Consider the following 20,169-nt stretch of genomic DNA (forward strand, 5'->3'; position numbering starts at 1 on the left):
AAATTGTCTAGTTATAGATAATATATGTGTGTTCTCAAGGCCCGTTTTACGGGCTTTTTTTATGGCAAAATGTTTCATTCTCCACTAAAGTTTAATTAGTGCAAAAAACACAGGGTTCAAGAGTGAAAACAAAGATTTTGGTATTGCTGACGACAATTTTATTCAGCTTTTATGGTTATTCAGGTGATAAAAAAATTTATACTTGGAAGGATAAAAATGGCGCTGTTGTTTTTTCTGACACACCTAAAGTGGGTGCGCAGGAAGTTAAACTAACAAGTCAAATTCTTGCTATGCCTACCACTGACACCAGTATCTTAAATGAAGCCAAACCTGCCGCCGCCAAAAGCTTTAAAATTGTCGTCGCATCTCCAGCCCATGAAGAAACAGTTAGAGAAAATACCGGCTCAGTGTATGTGACCAGCCGAATTTCACCACGCTTTGAGAATGGCTTTACAATTCAATTATTCGTTGATGGCGTAGCCTACGCAGAGCCAAGCAACATTAGCACCTTTGCACTTCGTAACGTTGACCGCGGCGAACATTCCTTACAAGTTAAATTATTTGACCCAAAAGGCAATGTACTATCGGCTAGCCCCAAGAGTGTATTCTTTATGCATCGGCAGTCATCATTATAGCCTACGCTATTTTTTATAATGACGCTCTGATTATAAATATATGTGCTAAGCTGCTAGCTATCATCAACGCACTAAAATGGTGCAACAATGTCCAATAATAAAAAATTCAGCCCTGAACTATTAACCAGTATTTGGAAAAATCTAACAACTGCGGTTATTTTACTCGATAAAAATTTCACTTTAGTTTATGTCAATGACAGTGCAAGTGAACTATTAGGGCTCGGCCCCAAACGCATTCTTAATCAGCCTTTTGATAACCTGTTTAACTACCATTCCGTAGACTTAGAACGCATTGCTAAATACGCTTTAATGGACGGTGTAGATTGCCATCAACATAGAGCTGACGTGGTTTTCGTCGATTCTCGCCATGCAAAACTCGCTATTAGTGCAAGGCGGGTAAAACTCGATGATGAGTATTATATTTTATTTGAGTGTCGACAAACAGACGATGAAATTCGCCATGATCAAGCATCCAATCAAATGCATCAATATCAAGCTGCACGAAACCTCATTCGTGGGCTTGCACACGAAATTAAAAATCCCCTTGGCGGAATTCGCGGAGCGGCGCAATTATTGCAGTATGAGGTTGATCAGCAAGAGCGCGATCAATGTGCAGAGCTAATTATTGAGCAAGCAGACCGTTTAAGAGAGCTTGTGGATAGGCTTCTTGGCCCGAATCAATTACCACAGAAGTCACACGGTAATATTCACCAAACATTAGAATCTGTTGTAAAGCTTAGTATGCTCGACAGCAATGCCAATATTAGCCTAGAAAAAGATTACGACCCAAGTATACCTGACGTATTTATAGACCAAGGTAAAATTCAGCAAGTCGTATTAAATATTATTCGTAATGCACAACAAGCACTAGTCGATGGCGGGGTAATTAAGCTCAAAACACGTATTAGCCATCAACAGCGCCGCCCAGATAAAGCACCTAAGAAAGCTTTGCTGATCCAAATATCAGATAACGGACCAGGTATTGATAGCAATATTAAAGAAACCTTATTTTATCCAATGATCACCAATAAAGAAGGTGGCTCAGGTTTAGGGCTCTCAATAGCGCAAACGTTGATAGATCAACACAATGGCTATATCGAATGCGATAGCTGGCCTGGTCATACAGAATTTAATATATATCTGCCTTTTGTGGATTAATTAATGTGGAGTGCCCATGAAAACAGTTTGGCTTGTTGATGACGATGCATCTATTCGCTTCGTATTAGAAAAAGCGCTTTCTCGTGCCGGGTTTAATACAGAAAGTTTTGCCAATGCACAAGATGTATTGAGCGCACTAAAATTTAGCCAACCAACGGTACTTGTCTCTGACGTACGTATGCCTGGCATGGATGGTATGGCATTACTAGAGTTAATCGCAGAGCAAAACCCTGGCTTACCTGTGATTATAATGACCGCTCATTCAGATTTAGACTCTGCGGTTAATGCCTTTCAAAAAGGGGCGTTCGAATATCTGGCCAAACCGTTTGACTTAAATGAAGCCGTTGCTCTAGTTGAAAGTGCCTGTCGTGCAAATTCTGCGAAGAAGACTAAACGCAAGGCTGCTCCGCCTAAAAGTGCACATATCATTGGTGAAGCCCCCGCAATGCAAGAGGTGTTTCGTGCTATTGGTAAGTTATCAGCTTCGAGTATGAGTGTATTGATTAATGGAGAGTCAGGCACAGGTAAAGAGCTTGTCGCAAGTGCCTTACATAATCACAGCCCGCGTAAAGAAAATCAATTTATCGCGCTTAACATGGCCGCCATACCTAAAGAACTAGTTGAGTCTGAGTTGTTCGGCCATGAAAAAGGCGCTTTCACTGGGGCAGATAGTGTCCGTAAAGGTCGTTTTGAACAAGCTAACGGCGGCACTCTGTTTTTAGATGAAATAGGCGATATGCCACTGGATGTGCAAACTCGTTTATTACGCGTACTAGCGGATGGTGAATTTTATCGTGTGGGTGGCCATCAAAGCATTAAGGTTGATGTACGTATCATAGCCGCAACACACCAAAACCTTGAAGACCTAGTTAAACAAGGTAAATTTAGGGATGATTTATTTCATCGTTTGAATGTTGTTCGCCTTCGACTCCCTGCTTTACGTGAACGTACCGAAGATATTGAACGGTTAGCACAGCACTTTTTACACAAAAGCGCTAAAGATTTACAAGTAGAAAGCAAAATACTGAGTCCTAAAGCAACTGAACAGCTACGCCTATTCGGCTGGCCAGGCAATGTGCGTCAATTAGAAAACACCTGCCGCTGGTTAACTGTAATGGCTCCGGGTGAGCTTATAAGTGAGCAAGATTTACCACCCGAAATTCTCGAAGCCGAAGTTTCTCAACAAGAGGGTGACTGGTTAGATTCGTTCCAACAATGGTTAAATCAAGAGCTGAAACAAGGTAAACAGAACATTTGGCCAAACGTACAGGCACAACTAGAAACCCGCTTAATTAAAACGGCTTTAGCTAACTGTGCTGGACACAAGCAAGAAGCGGCAGTTAAGATTGGCTGGGGGCGCAATACATTGACCCGTAAATTAAAAGAGCGCAATATTAGTTAAACAAGATGACTAACGGTATTGATGCGCCATGAAGCTGATCGAGCACATTCCATTAATAAAACAGATGGAAATTATCAATAGACTGAATTTTTTTAAAGAGTTTACCCTTAATGAGCGGCAGGTATTACTTGAATCATTCAGTCATTTATATTTAGTTCATCAAAATCGGTTTCTATTTAAACAATACGATAACGATAAGCAACTCTATATTGTTCTTAGTGGCGCCATTATGGTCTTTAAACATAGCCATCTAGTGGATTTAGGTACTATAGAACCTGGTGAGTTTATTGGCGAAGGTGCATTTATTAATAACCGAGAGCGCAGCACCAGTGCCCAGGCAAAAAGCGACACCATTGTACTTGCCATTACGGCTGAGGCACTGACACGCTTACCTAACGTCATCCGCGAGAAAATTAAAGACCGCATTATTGAAGGTATGAGCGAGCGTATTGCTAAGCTTAGTGCGCATATTGAAAACCACCCTTAATCCATATACACGACCTGCAACGAACAGTTTAGCCAACTTGGCTTATTAACATGCGCCGTGATTGAATATTTATCTGACGGCTTAAGGCCAAAAGGAGTTTCGACCAATGGCTTTGAATGAGTGTAGGTTTGTGAATAGTTACTGTAGTAGATAACCAAATAACCGTATAAGTACTCCCATTCTAAAACTACCTTTGCTCCGCTGGATAACGTGAACTGGGCATGTTGAGAAGTAAAACTCACCGCTAAATCGTTATCCTCATCCTTTTCACATTCGCTGGTACGCAAAGCTTTCGGCATAGTAAATGTTTTATCTGAATCTACATTTTTTAGATAAAAACCAATATTACCATCACCATAAAAATGATTTGCTCGTGTTGTATAACTTATTTCAGGTTGATACCCCAGCGCTTGCATAATGGCCGCTAACTGCTGCGTTTGTGTGCGTAAAATTTTGTCATTTGCTAACATCAATGTCGCAGCACCAAACTCTCTTGGCACCTCAAGCTCGACATACTCATAAGGTAGTGATTGTGCTTTTAGAGCCACATCAAGCTGCTGACGTTGTTCATCCTGCAAGTTTTCGCTAAAAATATAAACGGTGGGTTGTTGGCATGCAGCCAAAAATGCGAGCAAAATAAATATTAAAAGTCCATTTTTCATGATCACCTCCAAATGATTACACTTGTAGTCTATTGGAGGTGATTATTAAAAGCAACTTAATTCATTTGACTGTTTAACCACGCATCGACACTTTGGCGGGTGTATAACACATCTTTAAACAAGCGATGACGTTCGAACTTAAGCAAACGCTCTTTGTTATTATCGCCACTGACTAATTGACTATGGTTATCGTTAAATTTTGAAATAACCGAAAAGCCCTTTTGTGTGCTTTGCGGTTGTTGCTTCACTATTTTTGTAAGGTGTGTCCTGACATCATCGGCAGTTAACATATCCGAGTTATTTAAACCCATTAACTCTTTTCGCATTGCTAATCTTACGCCCATTTTCTACTCCATTTCAATGTAATAGCACTTACATTTGGTTGCTGCTATCTAGCGTTGATAAAATTTGAATCATGTATTGGCAAATAACAGGCCAGATTTACGAGTTGCAGCTTAACCTTCAATTACTGCAGTTTTTTTAAAGACCCAGAAAAAACTAAAAAAGTTTAAAATAAAATTCAGCTTAATTTTTTTCACTGCACAAGGTGTGATGCAAAATTCGCTCTAAGTCTTTATAATAAAGGCTATGCCCTACCTCACTGAGACCAAATATGAACGATGAATACATTGAAATAGAATTAGAAGAAGAACCCATTGAACTATGCAAGTTACTCAAAGTTCTTGATTTAGTTGAAGGTGGTGGCCAAGCAAAGAACCTAATTAGTGAAGGCTACGTGGGTGTTAACCATGAAATATGTACAATAAAGCGGAAAAAATTATACAGTGGCGATGTACTTGAGTTTGATGGTGAATGGTTTCAATTAACGTTAAGTGAAGATGCTACTCCGGCTCAAAGACCAGTACAAAATACGCAACCTGAGGTAACAAAAACAAGCACTACAGAAGCAACACCGGCTAAAAGTAAGCGCAAACGCACTAAAAAGCCAAAAGTAGATGAAAAAACAGGTCGTCGGCCTATTTCATTTGGTTAATTGATTTAAGCCCACGCCTTAGCTTGTAAATTAACTCACCGTCGTCTTTAATTACCTTTTTAAAATAATAATTAAGAAGGTAATTATGGCGAACCCTCCCCCGCCAAACTGGCTAAAAAGCACCGCTTGGGCAGCGCTTGTTTGGAATTTATTAGGTGTTATTGCCTTTATCATACAGATGCTGATGACACCTGAAATGATAAATAAACTTCCTGTAGAACAACAAGCTGCATATTCTAACATTCCTCTTTGGTCAACAGTTGCATTCGCAATTGCGGTATTTGGAGGCACCTTTGGCTCGATACTTTTAATTCTTAAGCGCTCCCTTGCTCGCAGTGTATTTGCATCATCGTTGGCGGCTATTGCCGTACAGCAATTTTATAACTTTATTATCATCAACAGTATAGAACTGCTTGGCGCAAGTGCCGTTTTTATGCCTATGTTTGTCATTATCATCGCGATATTACTTCTGTTAGTCAGTCATAAAGGCGTTAAACAAGGCTGGTTAAAATAATTTTATTGAGAGTCTCCTTCCTGATACTGACTACTTGAAATATGAAAATTAAGGACCAGATCAATTAAATAAAGTGTATTAAAATAATACAATTTTATTTTGGTATGCACTTTGCATTTGATTAAATAATGAAGAGGTTACGCTATTAAGTAAGCGATTAAATTTACAATTTAAGGATATTCACCATACCTAACCGGTACCATAAAGGGGCATATAATGAGCAATAGTTTTGACACCCAAAAACAACTCACAATTAACGGTGAGCAATTTCACATTCATTCATTACAAGGACTCGGGGATAAAGCCAAGCGACTACCTTTTTCGCTCAAGATTTTGCTTGAAAACTTGTTACGTAATGAAGATGACGTCAATATAAAAAAGCAAGACATTGAAGCTTTACTTGATTGGGACCCTCAGGCTAAACCCAGCGCCGAAGTGGCATTTACTCCCGCGCGTGTGGTAATGCAGGATTTTACAGGTGTGCCAGCAATTGTTGATTTAGCCGCAATGCGTGATGCCATGAAAAAACTCGGTGGTGATCCGGCGAAAATAAATCCGCTTTCTCCTGCGGAACTTGTTATCGATCACTCTGTACAAGTTGATGGTTACGGCGATGATGGCGCATTTGATTTAAATGCCAAACTCGAATATGAACGCAATAAAGAACGTTATGAATTTTTACGTTGGGGACAAACGGCATTTGATAATTTAAAAGTAGTGCCACCAGCTACCGGTATCGTTCACCAAGTAAACTTAGAGTATTTAGCCCGTGTTGTATTTAATGAAGAGCGCAACGGCCAAAAGTTTGCCTACCCTGACACGCTCGTTGGTACCGACTCCCACACGACTATGATCAATGGCTTAGGCGTGCTTGGCTGGGGGGTAGGTGGCATAGAAGCCGAAGCGGCTATGCTTGGTCAGCCTATAAGCTTATTGATCCCACAAGTGGTCGGTATGAAGCTTGACGGTCGCCTACCTGAGGGAACCACAGCAACTGATTTAGTGTTGACTGTGACTGAAATGCTGCGCAACCATGGCGTTGTAGGTAAATTTGTTGAATTCTATGGTGATGGCCTTGCTGATTTACCATTAGCTGATCGCGCGACGATCGCTAACATGGCACCGGAGTATGGTGCTACCTGCGGTATATTCCCAATTGATGACGAAACAATTAATTATTTACGCTTAACTAACCGTGATGAAACGCAATTAAAGCTCATTGAAGATTACGCCAAGCACCAAGGTTTATGGCGTAATGCTGGTGACGAAGCTAATTACACCGATAAGCTAGAATTAAAACTTGATGACGTAGTGCCGAGTTTAGCTGGCCCTAAACGCCCACAAGACAGAATCGCTCTTGATAAAGCTGGCGATATAATTGGCGAGCACTTAAAAGGCTTTCAAGATGAGCGAATAGCCTCTCGAGATAAAAGCGATGAACAACAGGCTCGTATCGAAAGTGAAGGGCCAACTACAAACCCAGATGAACCGGTTGATGAAGCGCAATTTATGGGTGCTGCAAAAGTTAGTTTTAAAGGCCAAGAATTTGAGCTGAATGATGGTGCATGTGTAATTGCAGCCATAACTAGCTGTACTAACACCTCTAATCCAAGTGTAATTTTAGCTGCCGGTTTAGTCGCACAAAAAGCACGCCAATTAGGCATTAATGTAAAACCTTGGGTCAAAACCTCACTAGCACCGGGCTCACAAGTAGTCACAGACTACTTGAAAAGCGCTGAGCTAATGGATGATTTAGAAGCATTAGGGTTTAACCTTGTTGGCTATGGCTGTACTACATGTATTGGTAATTCAGGGCCACTACCTGATGAAATTTCTGAAGCAATTCAAAAACACAAGTTAGTGGTAAGCTCTATACTATCGGGTAACAGGAACTTTGAAGGACGGATTCACCAAGATGTAAAGATGAACTTTTTAGCGTCTCCACCTTTAGTAGTTGCTTATGCAATTGCAGGGCGTACCAATATCGATGTATACAATGAGCCTTTAGCGCAAGATAGCAACGGCAATGACATTTATCTTAAAAATATTTGGCCAAGTGTCAGTGAAGTAAACGAGCTTGTGAAGAAGACAGTTACAAAAGAAATGTTTGCTAGCAGCTACGGTAATGTTTACAAAGGTGATGAACGCTGGCAACAAATTAAAATACCTGATGGCAAATTATATGACTGGAATGATGCTTCTACCTACATCAAAAAAGCGCCATTTTTTGATGGTATGAGTGTTGAACCACCGGGTATTCCAAACATTAGCGGCGCACGCTGTTTGGCTAAACTAGGTGACTCAGTGACCACCGATCATATTTCACCTGCTGGTGCGATTAAAGCTAGTGCACCTGCTGGCGAATACTTACAACGCCATGGAGTTGAAAAATCACAGTTCAATTCCTACGGTTCTCGCCGTGGTAACCATGAAGTGATGATGCGCGGCACTTTTGCCAATGTAAGATTAAAGAACTTACTTGCACCAGGTACTGAAGGAGGCGTTACACGCACGCAACCCGATAATGAACTTGCTAGTATTTTCGACGCAGCAATGGCATACCAAAAACAAGGTATACCTTTAGTCGTTCTTGCTGGGGCTGAGTATGGCACGGGCTCATCGCGAGATTGGGCTGCTAAGGGCTCTTTATTATTAGGTGTTAAAGCCGTGATTGCACAGAGTTACGAGCGCATTCACCGCTCTAATTTAATAGGTATGGGCGTATTACCTTTACAATTTAAAGATGGTGAAAGTCATGAGTCACTGGGGCTTACAGGTCAAGAGCAGTTTGATATTGAAGGCTTGTATGACAAAACGGATGAAGTAAGCGTTATTGTCACCAATAGTGAAGGTAAGCAAGTGAGCTTTAGCGCCGATGTGCGTATTGATACACCAAAAGAGTGGGACTACTACAAGCATGGCGGCATCTTACAATATGTATTAAGAAATATGCTGCAAGAGTAAATAAACAAATGGGGTTGCCTAAAATCAACCCCAGTTTGATTCAAAACAAATCACATTTCATATTATTGGCTACACTGAGTTACATAAAAGCTAGGATAACGAGTGTATGCCTGATCTATCCATCATCAAAATACTTAAAGTATTTATCATCTCAGGGCTGTGCCTAATATTATTAGGTCACTACTTGCTTATGTCTGACTTGTTTGATGCTATTAATAGCGTCCAAAGAATTACAATCAGTGCAACATGTATCGCTATCGGGATTTTATTCTCATTACCAACAAAGATTTACTTAACTATTTACCTTATGCACCTTGAAGCTAAGCATAAGAAACTGAAAAAGATTGAGCTCACCGTTAAAGATAATTAAACACTTTAGGGTCTTTATTCAGCTATTGCTATGTGTGTATTACATCTTAAGTCATATTAAACAAAGTATTACTTATCGCTTCGGACAACAGAAAGCCTCCATCAAAAATTAGCACAAAGTATGATATTAAGCACCTATGAAATGCTGAGCTATGCACCTTAAGGTCGTTTAGGTATATTAACGCGATTGTTCGAGGGCGTTATTACGCAGCTCTAATTGTGACTTTACTTGCTCTGCGTCGTCAAACAGCTTTTTAATAACGATGGGATCATAAGCACTTGTCGGCGCTTTTTTCAGTGGTGTACCGCCCGATTTAGCACTACCTTTAAGTATTGAAGTGTCTTCAGCCGCAACCATGGTGACATCATTTGGGTCTAATACCATTTGCTCACTATTACCATTGGGGTTGGGTTGATCTGAATAATGCCATTGCCCAGTCTCATCTTGCCATTTATATATGACAGTTGTAGAAGGCTTTGCACTAGATGTAACCTTTTCCACTACCTTACTACTAGTGTCCGTAACTAACTTTACAGCTTGATCAAGCGTATCACTTGAAAGCGCAACCATTTGTTCTTTTAAAGCGCCAGACTTATTTGTTACTTGCTCTGTAGTTAGCCACGCTTGCCCATCCGGACGCTTCAAGTAAAATAGTGCTACAACACTTATAAGCAATACCATCACAGCTAGATATGCAAAGTACTTCATTTTCAATCCTTTGAGATAAGTTGATATGAACTAAAAAACTACCGTCATTGGTAGCGAGTAATAATTCTACCAAGCTCATCACTATCTTTCAGCTTTTTTAAAAAAATATTAAATGCACCGGCGTTAATAAAATGAAAAACGCAGCCAGGCTGCGTTTTAGAATATTCAGAGAGCTATTTAGGATTAAATCCCATCACCATCAATATGTAGTCCACATTCACGGTTTAAACCAAAGAAGCGCGTTTCTTCTTCCGTCATACCAGGTTCTAGTTTTCGGGTTGTATGGACATCGCCCATAGACACATACCCTTGCTCCCAAAGTGGATGGTAAGGTAAATCATGCTTAGTTAAATATTGATACACATCGCGGTTAGTCCATTCAATAATTGGATAAACCTTCACTGTTCCTCGGCTGATTTCAACAATTTGTTTATCTGCACGAGTAGACGCCTGATCACGGCGCAGGCCACTAAACCAAGTACCAGCATCAATCTCTTTTAAAGCACGGGTCATCGGCTCGACTTTATTAAGCTGATTATATTGCTTAATGCCCGCCTCGCCTTGCTCCCACAATTTACCAAATTTAGCTTCTTGCCATGCAGGACTTAGCGTTGATTTATACACTTTTAAATTAAGTGATAAACGCTCCGTCATCTGCTCAATAAACTGGTAAGTCTCAGGGAATAAATACCCTGTATCCGTCAGTACTACAGGTATATTTGGGCGCTGTGTTGTTACTAAGTGCAACATCACAGCAGCTTGAATACCAAAGCTTGATGATAAAAACTGTGTATCGGGCAAATTATCCAGCGCCCATACAACACGCTGCTCAGCGCTCATATCTTTCAATATGCCGTTAGCATCAGCAAGTAAAGCAACTTGGCTTTCTTTATCGAGCTGTAATATGTTTTTAAATTCACTCATAGTAAATTCCAAACCTCAGCAAGCGTTACCGCTTGCTTTTAAATTAAGCGTGAAAATCGGTGACTGACACTTTAACTTCAGCAACAATGCCTTTACGAATCACAAAGTCACCAAAACATTCGCCGTCGTTACGCTCACTTGCCCATTGACCAATTAGCTTGTCAAAGGCATCTAGGTACACGTCTTCGCCGACATTTTCTAAATACAATTTAGGAATACGTGTGCCTTCAAGGTTACCCCCTAAGTACACGTTATATTTTCCAGGTCCTTTACCCACTAAACCAGCTTCAGCCAACATCGCGCGGCCACAGCCATTAGGACAACCAACAACACGCATAATGATGCTGTCATCAGGGATACCATGCTTAGCTAACAGTGCTTCTGTCTTTTCAATTAAACTTGGTAAGTAACGCTCAGCCTCAGCCATTGCAAGCGGGCAAGTGGGTAATGCTACACAGGCCATCGAGTTTTTGCGTTGCTCAGTGTCTTTGTCGTCAATTAAACCATGATTACGGGCAATTTCTTCGATCACTGCTTTTTGATCGGCTGGCACACCGGCAATAATTAAATTTTGGTTCGCCGTCATGCGCATATCACCTTGGTGAACTTCAGCAATTTTACGGCAACCTGTTTTCAGTGGCTTATCTGGGTAATCTAAAATACGGCCACTTTGAATAAATAGCGTTAAGTGATGCTTGCCATCAATCCCTTCAACCCAGCCAATACGATCGCCACGGTGAGTGAATTCAAATGGGCGGCTAGGAGCAAAGGTAACACCGGCACGCTTTTCGACTTCCGCTTTAAATACATCTGAACCAACACGGTCTAAGGTGTATTTAGTCTTTGCATTTTTACGGTTCGAACGATTACCCCAATCACGTTGTACTGATACCACATGCTCAGCAATTTTTAACGTGTCTTCTAGGGCAATAAAACCAAAGTCATCCGCTTTACGTGGATACGTAGCAGTATCACCGTGAGTCATAGCAAGACCGCCACCGACTAACACATTAAAACCAACTAGCTTTCCATTTTCTGCAATTGCCACAAAGTTTAAATCATTTGCATGAACGTCCACTTCATTATTAGGTGGGATCGTCACAGTGGTCTTAAATTTACGCGGTAAGTAATTAGACCCTAAAATCGGCTCTTCAGTGGTTTCTGCCTTTTCGCCATTTAACCAAATTTCAGCATACGCTTTAGTTTTTGGTAGCAAATGCTCTGAAATTTTTGCTGCCCAATCGTATGCTTCCTGATGAAGCTCAGACTCAACTGGGTTCGTGGTACATAGTACGTTACGGTTCACATCACCTGCTGTTGCGATTGAGTCGATACCCACGCTATTAAGCATTTGGTGCATGCCTTTAATATTTGGCTTTAATACGCCATGAAACTGAAACGTTTGACGTGTTGTTAAGCGGATACTACCGTAGCTGGTTTTCTCATCAGCAAATTTATCAATCGCAAGCCACTGTTCAGGCTTGATAATACCGCCAGGCATACGTGCACGCAGCATTACATTGTGTAGTGGCTCAAGCTTTTGCTTAGCACGCTCACCACGAATATCGCGGTCATCTTGTTGATACATACCGTGGAAACGAATTAACTGAAAGTTATCCGCGGTAAAACCACCGGTGATCTCGTCTTTTAAATCTTGCTCTATAGTGCCACGTAAAAAGTTACTTTCTCTTTTCAAACGCTCGTTATCAGAAAGCTTTACGTTTTTATCTTGTTCGCTCATTTTAAATCCTAAATTTGTTACAGTGACGGCTGTTAGCTGTTAAATAAAATAAGAAACGTGATTAATACACGTCTTTCTGATAGCGATTTGCGCTACGTAAGTCTTTTAAATACTGATCTGCATCTTCAAAGCTCTTACCTGTATTTTCGCTGATGATATCAACCAAGGCATTGTGTACGTCTTTCGCCATACGGTTTGCATCACCACAAATGTAGATGTGTGCGCCCGCTTCTAACCATGCAAAAACGTCCTTACTGTTTTGGCGAAGCTTGTCTTGTACATAGACTTTTTCAGCTTGGTCGCGACTAAATGCCACATCAACTTTGCTCAATAGGCCTGATTTTAAATAACCTTGAATCTCTACTTGATACAAGAAGTCTTGAGTAAAGTGTGGATTACCGAAGAACAACCAGTTTTTACCCGATGCTTCTCGCGAATCACGCTCTTGTAAAAATGCACGGAACGGCGCAATACCCGTACCAGGACCGACCATAATCACTGGTGTTTCGTCATTGCTTGGTAAACGGAAATTATCGTTGTGCTCACTAAATACTTTTACTTTACAGCCTTCTTCAGCACGACGAGCTAAATAACCAGAACAGCCACCTAAGTGTTCGCTGCCAAAGGCGTCAAATTCAACCAGTCCAATTGTTAAATGAACTTCGTCTTCAACCTCAGCTTGGCTTGAGGCGATTGAATACAAACGTGCTTGTAATTTACGTAGGCAATCAACGAGTGTTTGTGCTTCGACTTGTGCTGGATTTTGGCGGATCACATCAAATATTTGGCGTGGTTCTATGTATTCACGCATTGCCGCTTTATCTTCCACCAGCTTTAATAACTCTGGTGTCCCCGTTGCCACTGCGTACTTTTCAACAAAGCCTGGGTAGGATTGCGTTAGCTCTAATTTTTCAATTAATGCATCGCGGATAGTTAGCTCTTCATCGCCAAGCTTAACTGGACTTGCAGCATCTATTTGTGTCAGTTCAAGTACTTCGTCGACCAATACTTCATCATTTAAGAAATACACACCCAGAGAGTCACCCGGCGTGTAAGTAATATCGGAGCCCTCAAGAGAGATTTCAACGTGGCGAACATCTTTAGTAGAATCACGGCCGGTAATCTTTTGCACCGCACTAAGCTCTGCCGCAAATGGGTTTTGCTTAGTGTATTGGCTAGCAGCCGCTGCTGGTGCGCCAAATGGCATAGAAACAACTTGGCCACCTGTATCTTGCTGTGCTTTTAAGTCAGGCTCAAAGGCATCTAATGCGCCAGTGATCCAAGTAGCTGCTTCATCATCGTAATCAACATCTAAATCAGCGCGCTGGTAAATTGTCTCTGCGCCTAATTTATTTAAGCGCTCTTCAAAATCTTTGGCTGTCTGGCAGAAAAATTCATAGCTTGAGTCACCTAAACCAATTACCGCGATTTTAACGCCATCGAGTTTAGGGGCTTTCTTAGTGGTTAAAAATTCATGCAGTGTTTCTGCATCTTCAGGCGGCTCACCTTCACCGTACGTAGACACAACAACAGTTAAGAACTTTTCTTTTTTCAACGCCGTTGGTTTGTAATCGGCCATGCTCACTAATTTAACAGCCAAACCGCGTGACTCAGCTTGCTCTTTCAGCTTAGTTGCAACACCTTTTGAGTTACCGGTTTGCGAACCATATAAAATAGTTAATGCAGCTGCTTCACCTGCACTCGGTGCTGCGCCCACAACACCACCTAGGGCTGCAGTATTTGCATTCGCAGCAAGGTAACCACTCACCCAAGCTTGCTGAATTGGATTAAGCTCAGCCACTAAACCTTGTAGCTTTTGTACTTGCTCTTGCGATAGCGGGCTTGCCGCTGCATTGAGTTGACCTAACAACATGAATTCGTCCCCGTAACCCTAAAAGTTAACTACAAAATGACTGCTTTATAAGTGAATCACTTTGCCTAAAATTTGTTTCAACTTTAAAGCGTTAATACTCGCTCCAAAGATTTCTCTGAGAGTGAAGAATAACGGGGTATTGACGAATAAAAAAAGAATAGAATCTGCTTTGTTATTCCATTTAGTTATGGAATTAGATTATTTCCTGCAAAAACAGATTAAAGAGGAGTTTCGAGTTTCTGTATTACACTTGCTCTTCAGCTTGCCTATTAAAACATCTCGCTAATTGATTCCACTGAATTTCAGGCATACAAAACACGCTTTAGGCGTATCGATTTAATAGAACTTGTTATTTCAGTGGTTGCGGGAGCCAGAGTTTATGAAGAGTGAGTGCCTCACGCAGTGATGACGACCTTCGGGTTATGAGTAGCATCAACAAGATATTCACTGAATTTTAGGCACAAAAAAACACTCGTATAGAGTGTCGATTCATTATTACATTTTATTTCAGTTGGTTGCGGGAGCCAGAGTTTATGAAGAGCGAACCGACGACCTTCGGGTTATGAGCAGCATCAACAAGATATTCACTGAATTTCAGACATAAAAAAACACGCTTTAGGCGTGTCTGTTTAATATTCTACATTGTTATTTCAGTTGGTTGCGGGAGCCGGATTTGAACCGACGACCTTCGGGTTATGAGCCCGACGAGCTACCAGGCTGCTCCATCCCGCGCCTGAAATATTAAGTGCTATTTTACTTCTTACTCTATTAAAGAAGTCAGCCAATTCAGAAGAATTGGTTGCGGGAGCCGGATTTGAACCGACGACCTTCGGGTTATGAGCCCGACGAGCTACCAGGCTGCTCCATCCCGCGCCTGTATATTTTAAGTCTATCGACTAGTTAATTTTCACTCTAACCAAGAGTTTACAGTAACCGTTTCTTTAAAAGAATTGGTTTCGGGAGCTGTGAAAGGTGAAGAGTGAACCGACGACCTTTTAAACTACCTATTGCACCAAATCCTAACTAAAAGAATTGGTTGCGGGAGCCGGATTTGAACCGACGACCTTCGGGTTATGAGCCCGACGAGCTACCAGGCTGCTCCATCCCGCGCCTGTAATTTCCTCTTAACAGTTTCGTGTTATTTGCGAGCCTGTTTCGAAGAGAGCGCTATAATATAGGAATAAAATTAGAATGCAAGGCCTAAACTACTTAAAGCTGTTCAACCGAACAAAAAGCAGGCAAAGCGCTGGTTAAAGCGCTCTTTGGTGCGGACTTATCATTTTCTGGAACTCCCAATCTGGGTGCCCCATCACGATAAAGTCTGGGTTTTCTGTACTCTCTCGTTGATTATACGTAAGCGGATTAAATTCAGCATCTGTTATACATCCTCCCGCTTCTTCAACAATAATTTGTGAAGCACCGGTATCCCACTCACCCGTTGGGCCAATACGTAAAAAGCAATCGGCTTTACCTTCAGCAACAATACATGCTTTTAAAGAACAAGAACCCACAGCAACCGTAGTAAACTGCGTATTTAAATATTGGCTCACCGCCTCTATCTTCTGGCGACGACTAACGGCTAACGTAAGGCTGTCTGGGGTAGCAACATTAATCTGTTCATCAATGTCATTGCTACGCTTAAATGCGCCGTTCTGATAACTGGCAAAGTAAGTAACCCCTTTGGCAGGCCAATAAATAACACCCAATACTGGGCGGTTATTTTCTACTAGGGCAATATTCACGGCGAAGTCCCCACTTTCAAGAATAAACTCGCCAGTACCATCCATTGGATCAAGTAGCCAGTAACGCTGCCAATCTTGTCTATCTGCAAGCGCTGGTATCGGTGTTTCTTCAGACATAATAGGTATATCAGGAGCAAGTGCTTTTAACCCAGCCACCAATACATCATTTGCGGCTAAATCTGCCTTTGTCACTGGTGTATGGTCGGACTTTTGTTGCTGGCCAATATCATCTTTTTTATAAATTGCCATAATTGCTGCACCTGCACTTTGTGCAAGTTCAATACATGGCTCAAGTAAATTATTCATTCGCAGCTCCCCGATTCAATGCGCTTCATTAATAATAGCAAAGCTGCAACGCTTCGTGCTTCAGTAAAGTCATCTTGTTGTAATAATGACTGCCATTGTGTTAATGGCCACTTAACCACCACTAAGGGCTCAGGTTCATCACCTTCAAGTGTTTGTGGGTAAAGCTGCTGGGCAAATAAAATATGCATCGTGGCGTTGAAATAACTGGGCGCCATAGAGACCTTCTTCAGAGGCTCTAATTGCTCAGCACCAAAGCCAACCTCTTCTTTAAGCTCACGGTTTGCCGCTTGCTCTGGTGTTTCACCGGGATCTATTAGGCCTTTGGGGAAGCCAAGTTGATAATCGTTTGTGCCAGCACAATACTCACGTACAAGCAGTAATTCATTATCAGCCGTTAATGGTACTATCATCACAGCACCTCGACCGCCGCCGCGGATCCGTTCGTACTGGCGTTGTTCATTATTTGAGAACTTTAAATCTAAAGACTCAACCGTAAATAAACGACTTTTAGCAACAACATTATTACTAAGTATCTGCGGTGGTGTTGGGTGCTTTTTCTGTGTCATTGGCATTAATTTGCTATCATGGCTTCTTATTACAATCATAAATCTTTTATAGAGAAATGCCTATGCTAAATTGGTCAAAAATCGATACAGTACTATTAGATATGGATGGTACTTTACTTGATCTGCATTTTGATAATCACTTTTGGCTTAATGTTATCCCAGAGCAACTTGCGATTGCGCAAAATATTAGTTTAGCCGATGCCAAAGCTGATATACATAACCGATACCAAGCTGTGCATGGGCAAATTCAGTGGTACTGCTTAGACTATTGGCAACAGCAGCTTAATTTACCTATTATGGAACTTAAACGCCAAACTCAGCATTTAATTAAAGTACGCGAAGATGTACCTGCTTTTTTAACTGCCATGCGTAAAGCAAACAAAGAGCTAATATTACTAACCAATGCGCATCCAGAAAGTGTGATGCTTAAGTTTGAGCAAACAGATATAGATAACTATTTAGATGGCGTGGTCTCTACACATCAATATGGTGTGAGTAAAGAAAGCCAAAGTTTATGGCAGCAAGTGCAAGCTAATTTAGGGTTTGATAAACAGCGCACCTTATTTATTGATGACAGTTTGAGCGTATTAAACGCTGCAAAAGAATTTGGGATAGGTCATTTGTTAGCGGTTGCCAACCCAGACAGTAAGCAACCACACAATGAAATCAACGACTATTTAAGTATCACCGATTTTAGCAACGTACACCCTTAACCTTTAGGGTAACGTGTCTCAAGGCCTTGATATACTAGCTTAGCAAAGTCTGCTTGCTCAGTATCAAGGCTTTTTACTACTTCAACTAAGTGCTCGTTGTCTTCTTTACCATGCCATACTTTGATATAACTACCATCTTTATAGCCGTGATCTTGACGGAAGAAATTAAGCGTATTTTTACCGACATAACCACGGTATAAATCGTCAATATTCATACCGATTTGTACCATACAACCAGCGAATGCTTCTGCATTAAACACTTTATCGGCAACAGCTGATGCAGCTAGAATTTCAAGGGTTTGTTTGAAGTCATCAGCTGTTTTTGGCGAATTTAGCTGCTTTTCTAGCTGTTTAGCCAACTCTAGATAGCTTGTCTCTCCGTCAATGCGCAGCGATAAACCAAAATGAAAAATATCTACAAGTTCAAGGATTACTTGTTCTGTATCTGGAGTTTGTTTTTTCCACCATTTCCAACCGTAGTGATCTAGCATTTCAGCACATTCAACCCAAATTGCGCGGTTCCACTCAAAACCTTGGCTAAACCATTGCTCATGAACTTTGGTATTCATAGCGTTTTGCATTTCTAGCATCACCACTAGTTTATTTAAATTGGCAGACATGTCTCTTCCAGTTGCTATTTTAATTAACGCTAATAATACAGATAAATTCAGTTTGATGAAATTGTTTATCTTGCTAGCCTGTCTTGTAACCGAACGTTTAAACAATCAATAAGGGAATGAAATGCTAAAACCTATTCTACTCGCTTGTTCCGTACTCATTAGCACAGTTGTATCTGCTGCAACAGCTACAAACATCGCCAATGAAGCTGAAAAAGTCAGCCCACTTATGCCGGGGTTAATGGTTCCTGCTACAACATTAAAAGATAAGGATGGGAACAATGTTGTTTTAAGCAAACGCTTCGCAGAAAAAACAACCGTGCTTATCGTTTACCGTGGCGGCTGGTGCCCGTATTGTTCAAAGCAATTAGCTAGCATTCAAAATATAGAGCAACAAATCGCTGATTTAGGTGCGCAGATTATTGCAGTATCACCTGACAGCCCAGAAAAATTAGCTGAGAGTAAAATAGACTCACCTAATTATCAGCTACTTTCAGACGATAGCCTTACACTAAGCCAAGCGCTTGGCCTTGCATTTTATTTAGACGATAAAACAGCGACTATCTATCGTAACAAACTAGGTGTGAACTTTGTGTCGTTAGATGGCAAAGCTAAGGTAGCACTGCCTGTACCTGCGGTATTTGTAGTAGATAAAAAGGGGCTAGTTAACTTTCAATACGCTAATCCAAACTATAAGGTGCGCTTAACTGAAAACTTACTATTGGCAGCAGTAAAGTCAGTCGCTGAACAATAACCCCCTTTATGATTGACTAGCAGGACCTCTATGCCCTGCTTATCTTCCTGAGGTAAATTCTTGCCAAGAGTTAATTAAATCAACAAAGTCTTCAAAGCCACAGCCACTGCTAAGCCCGTTTTCTTCAAGCATGAGTTCATCATCTTGATAAGCGATTAAATCTTCTGAATCTTGGTGCAATGCATGGGCTTCAAAAATGGCCTCATCTTTATTTAAGATCAAGTCTATTTCTTGGCCTTGTAAGGTAAGCGGCTCATAGCAACTGGCAACTGACGCAATTAAAGCTTGCACCATGGCTATTTTATCTTTGCCGATTTCTTCATTTAACCAACGGCCAATCACGGCATGTTCGCTACTGATTTTAATACGCAGCCCACTGATAGGATCGCGTATAAATTGATATTCCATAACTCTATTCCAGTACTGCTAATACACAAGATTATAACCTAGTAAGATATAAATAACGAAAGTCAGATACAAAAATAGCGCTATAAAGCGCTATTTTTATCTTTCGGTAAACCTACTACCGGTAGGTTCTAAAGCGTGCGGCATCAATGATCGCCCACAAATGAAATATTGCACCTATGATAGGAGGGATTACCAAAAACCATAGCGCATAACCGCCAAAAACAATTATTGCGAAAACAAGAGCTGCCAAAATTCGCCCTTGTACTAGCTGCCCTAGACCTGGAAAAAATATATTACAAATTGCTGCGATTACATTACCGCCTGAACCTTGCTCTGCCATGTTAACCTCAATTATTAATTTGATTTTCTTATTAGATACTTACACACTTCATGCCAATTATTTAATTCATTAATAATCAATACTTTAAAACTATAGTGACAAAAACGACTTATCTTAAATCGTGATTTTTACTAAATATCAGTCAAATTGGCTACAGCAAATATTGTTTATGACACTAGCTTAGCTAAAAAGCCTTATGAATAAAATAAAGAACATTTTAAAATTAACTGTTTATAAAAACAGTATTTTATTTAGCCTAACAAAAACACCTGTTATACTGCCTGCAATATT

Annotated in this window: 21 protein-coding genes and 3 tRNA genes; 10 read left to right on the plus strand and 14 right to left on the minus strand. The window is 40.9% G+C overall.

Annotation, left to right across the window (positions count from 1 at the left end):
- Window positions 1-122: 122 nt before the first annotated feature.
- From QMA12_RS18630 to QMA12_RS18645, 4 genes are all read left to right on the plus strand, one after another.
- The gene (locus QMA12_RS18630; RefSeq protein WP_290211024.1) at window positions 123-635 is read left to right on the plus strand and encodes a DUF4124 domain-containing protein; all 513 of its coding nucleotides are present in this window, start codon (window positions 123-125) and stop codon (window positions 633-635) included.
- 87 nt (window positions 636-722) lie between these two features.
- Window positions 723-1,793: a nitrogen regulation protein NR(II) gene (gene glnL, locus QMA12_RS18635; protein WP_290211025.1), complete on the plus strand. Its 1,071-nt coding sequence runs from the start codon at window positions 723-725 to the stop codon at window positions 1,791-1,793.
- A gap of 16 nt (window positions 1,794-1,809) precedes the next feature.
- On the plus strand, window positions 1,810-3,195 hold the full coding sequence (ntrC, locus tag QMA12_RS18640) for a nitrogen regulation protein NR(I) (protein ID WP_087532768.1): 1,386 nt from the start codon (window positions 1,810-1,812) through the stop codon (window positions 3,193-3,195).
- A 28-nt stretch (window positions 3,196-3,223) separates the two neighbouring features.
- A complete protein-coding gene (locus QMA12_RS18645; protein ID WP_290211026.1) occupies window positions 3,224-3,682 on the plus strand; it encodes a cyclic nucleotide-binding domain-containing protein in 459 nt (152 codons plus the stop codon).
- On the opposite strand, the gene QMA12_RS18650 is transcribed toward QMA12_RS18645, so the two are convergent.
- Together QMA12_RS18650 and QMA12_RS18655 are read right to left on the minus strand one after the other, a co-directional pair.
- Window positions 3,679-4,344, minus strand: coding sequence for a hypothetical protein (locus QMA12_RS18650; protein ID WP_290211027.1), 666 nt, complete (start codon window positions 4,342-4,344; stop codon window positions 3,679-3,681). The genes QMA12_RS18645 and QMA12_RS18650 overlap by 4 nt on opposite strands.
- Window positions 4,345-4,400: 56 nt before the next feature.
- Window positions 4,401-4,688 carry a hypothetical protein gene (locus QMA12_RS18655; RefSeq protein WP_087532771.1) on the minus strand — a complete coding sequence of 96 codons (288 nt, stop codon included), beginning with the start codon at window positions 4,686-4,688 and terminating at the stop codon, window positions 4,401-4,403.
- 269 nt (window positions 4,689-4,957) lie between these two features.
- Here QMA12_RS18655 and QMA12_RS18660 point away from each other — a divergent pair, with 269 nt between their 5' ends.
- The 4 genes from QMA12_RS18660 (at window position 4,958) to QMA12_RS18675 (ending at window position 9,186) form a co-directional block, all read left to right on the plus strand.
- Window positions 4,958-5,338 (plus strand): RNA-binding S4 domain-containing protein, encoded by a 381-nt coding sequence (locus tag QMA12_RS18660; RefSeq protein ID WP_087532772.1) that lies wholly within the window; start codon window positions 4,958-4,960, stop codon window positions 5,336-5,338.
- Window positions 5,339-5,423: 85 nt separating this feature from the next.
- A complete protein-coding gene (locus tag QMA12_RS18665) occupies window positions 5,424-5,852 on the plus strand; it encodes a hypothetical protein (RefSeq protein WP_087532773.1) in 429 nt (142 codons plus the stop codon).
- 216 nt (window positions 5,853-6,068) lie between these two features.
- On the plus strand, window positions 6,069-8,816 hold the full coding sequence (acnA, locus tag QMA12_RS18670; RefSeq protein WP_290211028.1) for an aconitate hydratase AcnA: 2,748 nt from the start codon (window positions 6,069-6,071) through the stop codon (window positions 8,814-8,816).
- A gap of 106 nt (window positions 8,817-8,922) precedes the next feature.
- Entirely contained in the window at window positions 8,923-9,186 is a 264-nt protein-coding gene (locus QMA12_RS18675; RefSeq protein ID WP_290211029.1) for a hypothetical protein, read from the plus strand.
- A 177-nt stretch (window positions 9,187-9,363) separates the two neighbouring features.
- On the opposite strand, the gene QMA12_RS18680 is transcribed toward QMA12_RS18675, so the two are convergent.
- From QMA12_RS18680 to nudE, 9 genes are all read right to left on the minus strand, one after another.
- Window positions 9,364-9,894 (minus strand): DUF4124 domain-containing protein, encoded by a 531-nt coding sequence (locus tag QMA12_RS18680; protein WP_087532776.1) that lies wholly within the window; start codon window positions 9,892-9,894, stop codon window positions 9,364-9,366.
- Between the two features lie 183 nt (window positions 9,895-10,077).
- Window positions 10,078-10,818 carry a phosphoadenylyl-sulfate reductase gene (locus tag QMA12_RS18685; protein ID WP_087532777.1) on the minus strand — a complete coding sequence of 247 codons (741 nt, stop codon included), beginning with the start codon at window positions 10,816-10,818 and terminating at the stop codon, window positions 10,078-10,080.
- A gap of 43 nt (window positions 10,819-10,861) precedes the next feature.
- Window positions 10,862-12,559, minus strand: a complete 1,698-nt coding sequence (gene cysI / locus QMA12_RS18690) for an assimilatory sulfite reductase (NADPH) hemoprotein subunit (protein ID WP_290211030.1) — start codon at window positions 12,557-12,559, stop codon at window positions 10,862-10,864.
- A gap of 61 nt (window positions 12,560-12,620) precedes the next feature.
- On the minus strand, window positions 12,621-14,432 hold the full coding sequence (locus tag QMA12_RS18695; protein ID WP_290211031.1) for an assimilatory sulfite reductase (NADPH) flavoprotein subunit: 1,812 nt from the start codon (window positions 14,430-14,432) through the stop codon (window positions 12,621-12,623).
- A gap of 655 nt (window positions 14,433-15,087) precedes the next feature.
- A tRNA-Met gene (locus QMA12_RS18700) sits at window positions 15,088-15,164 on the minus strand.
- A 64-nt stretch (window positions 15,165-15,228) separates the two neighbouring features.
- Window positions 15,229-15,305, minus strand: a tRNA-Met gene (locus tag QMA12_RS18705).
- Window positions 15,306-15,465: 160 nt separating this feature from the next.
- Window positions 15,466-15,542: transfer RNA gene (locus tag QMA12_RS18710), tRNA-Met, on the minus strand.
- A 140-nt stretch (window positions 15,543-15,682) separates the two neighbouring features.
- A complete protein-coding gene (gene cysQ, locus QMA12_RS18715; RefSeq protein ID WP_087532780.1) occupies window positions 15,683-16,480 on the minus strand; it encodes a 3'(2'),5'-bisphosphate nucleotidase CysQ in 798 nt (265 codons plus the stop codon).
- On the minus strand, window positions 16,477-17,046 hold the full coding sequence (gene nudE, locus QMA12_RS18720) for an ADP compounds hydrolase NudE (RefSeq protein WP_290211038.1): 570 nt from the start codon (window positions 17,044-17,046) through the stop codon (window positions 16,477-16,479). The genes cysQ and nudE overlap by 4 nt, the downstream gene beginning before the upstream one ends.
- Before the next feature lie 62 nt (window positions 17,047-17,108).
- On the opposite strand from nudE, the gene yrfG reads away from it, so the two are divergent.
- Window positions 17,109-17,759, plus strand: a complete 651-nt coding sequence (gene yrfG / locus QMA12_RS18725; RefSeq protein ID WP_290211032.1) for a GMP/IMP nucleotidase — start codon at window positions 17,109-17,111, stop codon at window positions 17,757-17,759.
- Here yrfG and QMA12_RS18730 read toward each other — a convergent pair.
- Window positions 17,756-18,379, minus strand: a complete 624-nt coding sequence (locus QMA12_RS18730; protein ID WP_290211033.1) for a dUTP diphosphatase — start codon at window positions 18,377-18,379, stop codon at window positions 17,756-17,758. The genes yrfG and QMA12_RS18730 overlap by 4 nt on opposite strands.
- 121 nt (window positions 18,380-18,500) lie before the next feature.
- Here QMA12_RS18730 and QMA12_RS18735 point away from each other — a divergent pair, with 121 nt between their 5' ends.
- Window positions 18,501-19,130 (plus strand): peroxiredoxin-like family protein, encoded by a 630-nt coding sequence (locus QMA12_RS18735; RefSeq protein ID WP_087532783.1) that lies wholly within the window; start codon window positions 18,501-18,503, stop codon window positions 19,128-19,130.
- A gap of 39 nt (window positions 19,131-19,169) precedes the next feature.
- On the opposite strand, the gene QMA12_RS18740 is transcribed toward QMA12_RS18735, so the two are convergent.
- Both QMA12_RS18740 and QMA12_RS18745 read right to left on the minus strand, forming a co-directional pair.
- On the minus strand, window positions 19,170-19,538 hold the full coding sequence (locus tag QMA12_RS18740) for a YacL family protein (RefSeq protein WP_290211034.1): 369 nt from the start codon (window positions 19,536-19,538) through the stop codon (window positions 19,170-19,172).
- Between the two features lie 115 nt (window positions 19,539-19,653).
- On the minus strand, window positions 19,654-19,878 hold the full coding sequence (locus tag QMA12_RS18745; RefSeq protein WP_087532785.1) for a hypothetical protein: 225 nt from the start codon (window positions 19,876-19,878) through the stop codon (window positions 19,654-19,656).
- Window positions 19,879-20,169: the final 291 nt, after the last annotated feature.

The organism is Pseudoalteromonas sp. APC 3893 (assembly GCF_030408095.1).
Classification (GTDB): Bacteria; Pseudomonadota; Gammaproteobacteria; order Enterobacterales; family Alteromonadaceae; genus Pseudoalteromonas.

Bases quoted from the DNA above. Each gene is read 5' to 3' on its own strand.
- glnL (WP_290211025.1), top strand. From the start codon at position 723: ATGTCCAATAATAAAAAATTCAGCCCTGAACTATTAACCAGTATTTGG.
- ntrC (WP_087532768.1), top strand. From the start codon at position 1,810: ATGAAAACAGTTTGGCTTGTTGATGACGATGCATCTATTCGCTTCGTA.
- QMA12_RS18645 (WP_290211026.1), top strand. From the start codon at position 3,224: ATGAAGCTGATCGAGCACATTCCATTAATAAAACAGATGGAAATTATC.
- QMA12_RS18650 (WP_290211027.1), bottom strand. From the start codon at position 4,344: ATGAAAAATGGACTTTTAATATTTATTTTGCTCGCATTTTTGGCTGCA.
- QMA12_RS18655 (WP_087532771.1), bottom strand. From the start codon at position 4,688: ATGGGCGTAAGATTAGCAATGCGAAAAGAGTTAATGGGTTTAAATAAC.
- QMA12_RS18660 (WP_087532772.1), top strand. From the start codon at position 4,958: ATGAACGATGAATACATTGAAATAGAATTAGAAGAAGAACCCATTGAA.
- QMA12_RS18665 (WP_087532773.1), top strand. From the start codon at position 5,424: ATGGCGAACCCTCCCCCGCCAAACTGGCTAAAAAGCACCGCTTGGGCA.
- acnA (WP_290211028.1), top strand. From the start codon at position 6,069: ATGAGCAATAGTTTTGACACCCAAAAACAACTCACAATTAACGGTGAG.
- QMA12_RS18675 (WP_290211029.1), top strand. From the start codon at position 8,923: ATGCCTGATCTATCCATCATCAAAATACTTAAAGTATTTATCATCTCA.
- QMA12_RS18680 (WP_087532776.1), bottom strand. From the start codon at position 9,894: ATGAAGTACTTTGCATATCTAGCTGTGATGGTATTGCTTATAAGTGTT.
- QMA12_RS18685 (WP_087532777.1), bottom strand. From the start codon at position 10,818: ATGAGTGAATTTAAAAACATATTACAGCTCGATAAAGAAAGCCAAGTT.
- cysI (WP_290211030.1), bottom strand. From the start codon at position 12,559: ATGAGCGAACAAGATAAAAACGTAAAGCTTTCTGATAACGAGCGTTTG.
- QMA12_RS18695 (WP_290211031.1), bottom strand. From the start codon at position 14,432: ATGTTGTTAGGTCAACTCAATGCAGCGGCAAGCCCGCTATCGCAAGAG.
- cysQ (WP_087532780.1), bottom strand. From the start codon at position 16,480: ATGAATAATTTACTTGAGCCATGTATTGAACTTGCACAAAGTGCAGGT.
- nudE (WP_290211038.1), bottom strand. From the start codon at position 17,046: ATGACACAGAAAAAGCACCCAACACCACCGCAGATACTTAGTAATAAT.
- yrfG (WP_290211032.1), top strand. From the start codon at position 17,109: ATGCTAAATTGGTCAAAAATCGATACAGTACTATTAGATATGGATGGT.
- QMA12_RS18730 (WP_290211033.1), bottom strand. From the start codon at position 18,379: ATGTCTGCCAATTTAAATAAACTAGTGGTGATGCTAGAAATGCAAAAC.
- QMA12_RS18735 (WP_087532783.1), top strand. From the start codon at position 18,501: ATGCTAAAACCTATTCTACTCGCTTGTTCCGTACTCATTAGCACAGTT.
- QMA12_RS18740 (WP_290211034.1), bottom strand. From the start codon at position 19,538: ATGGAATATCAATTTATACGCGATCCTATCAGTGGGCTGCGTATTAAA.
- QMA12_RS18745 (WP_087532785.1), bottom strand. From the start codon at position 19,878: ATGGCAGAGCAAGGTTCAGGCGGTAATGTAATCGCAGCAATTTGTAAT.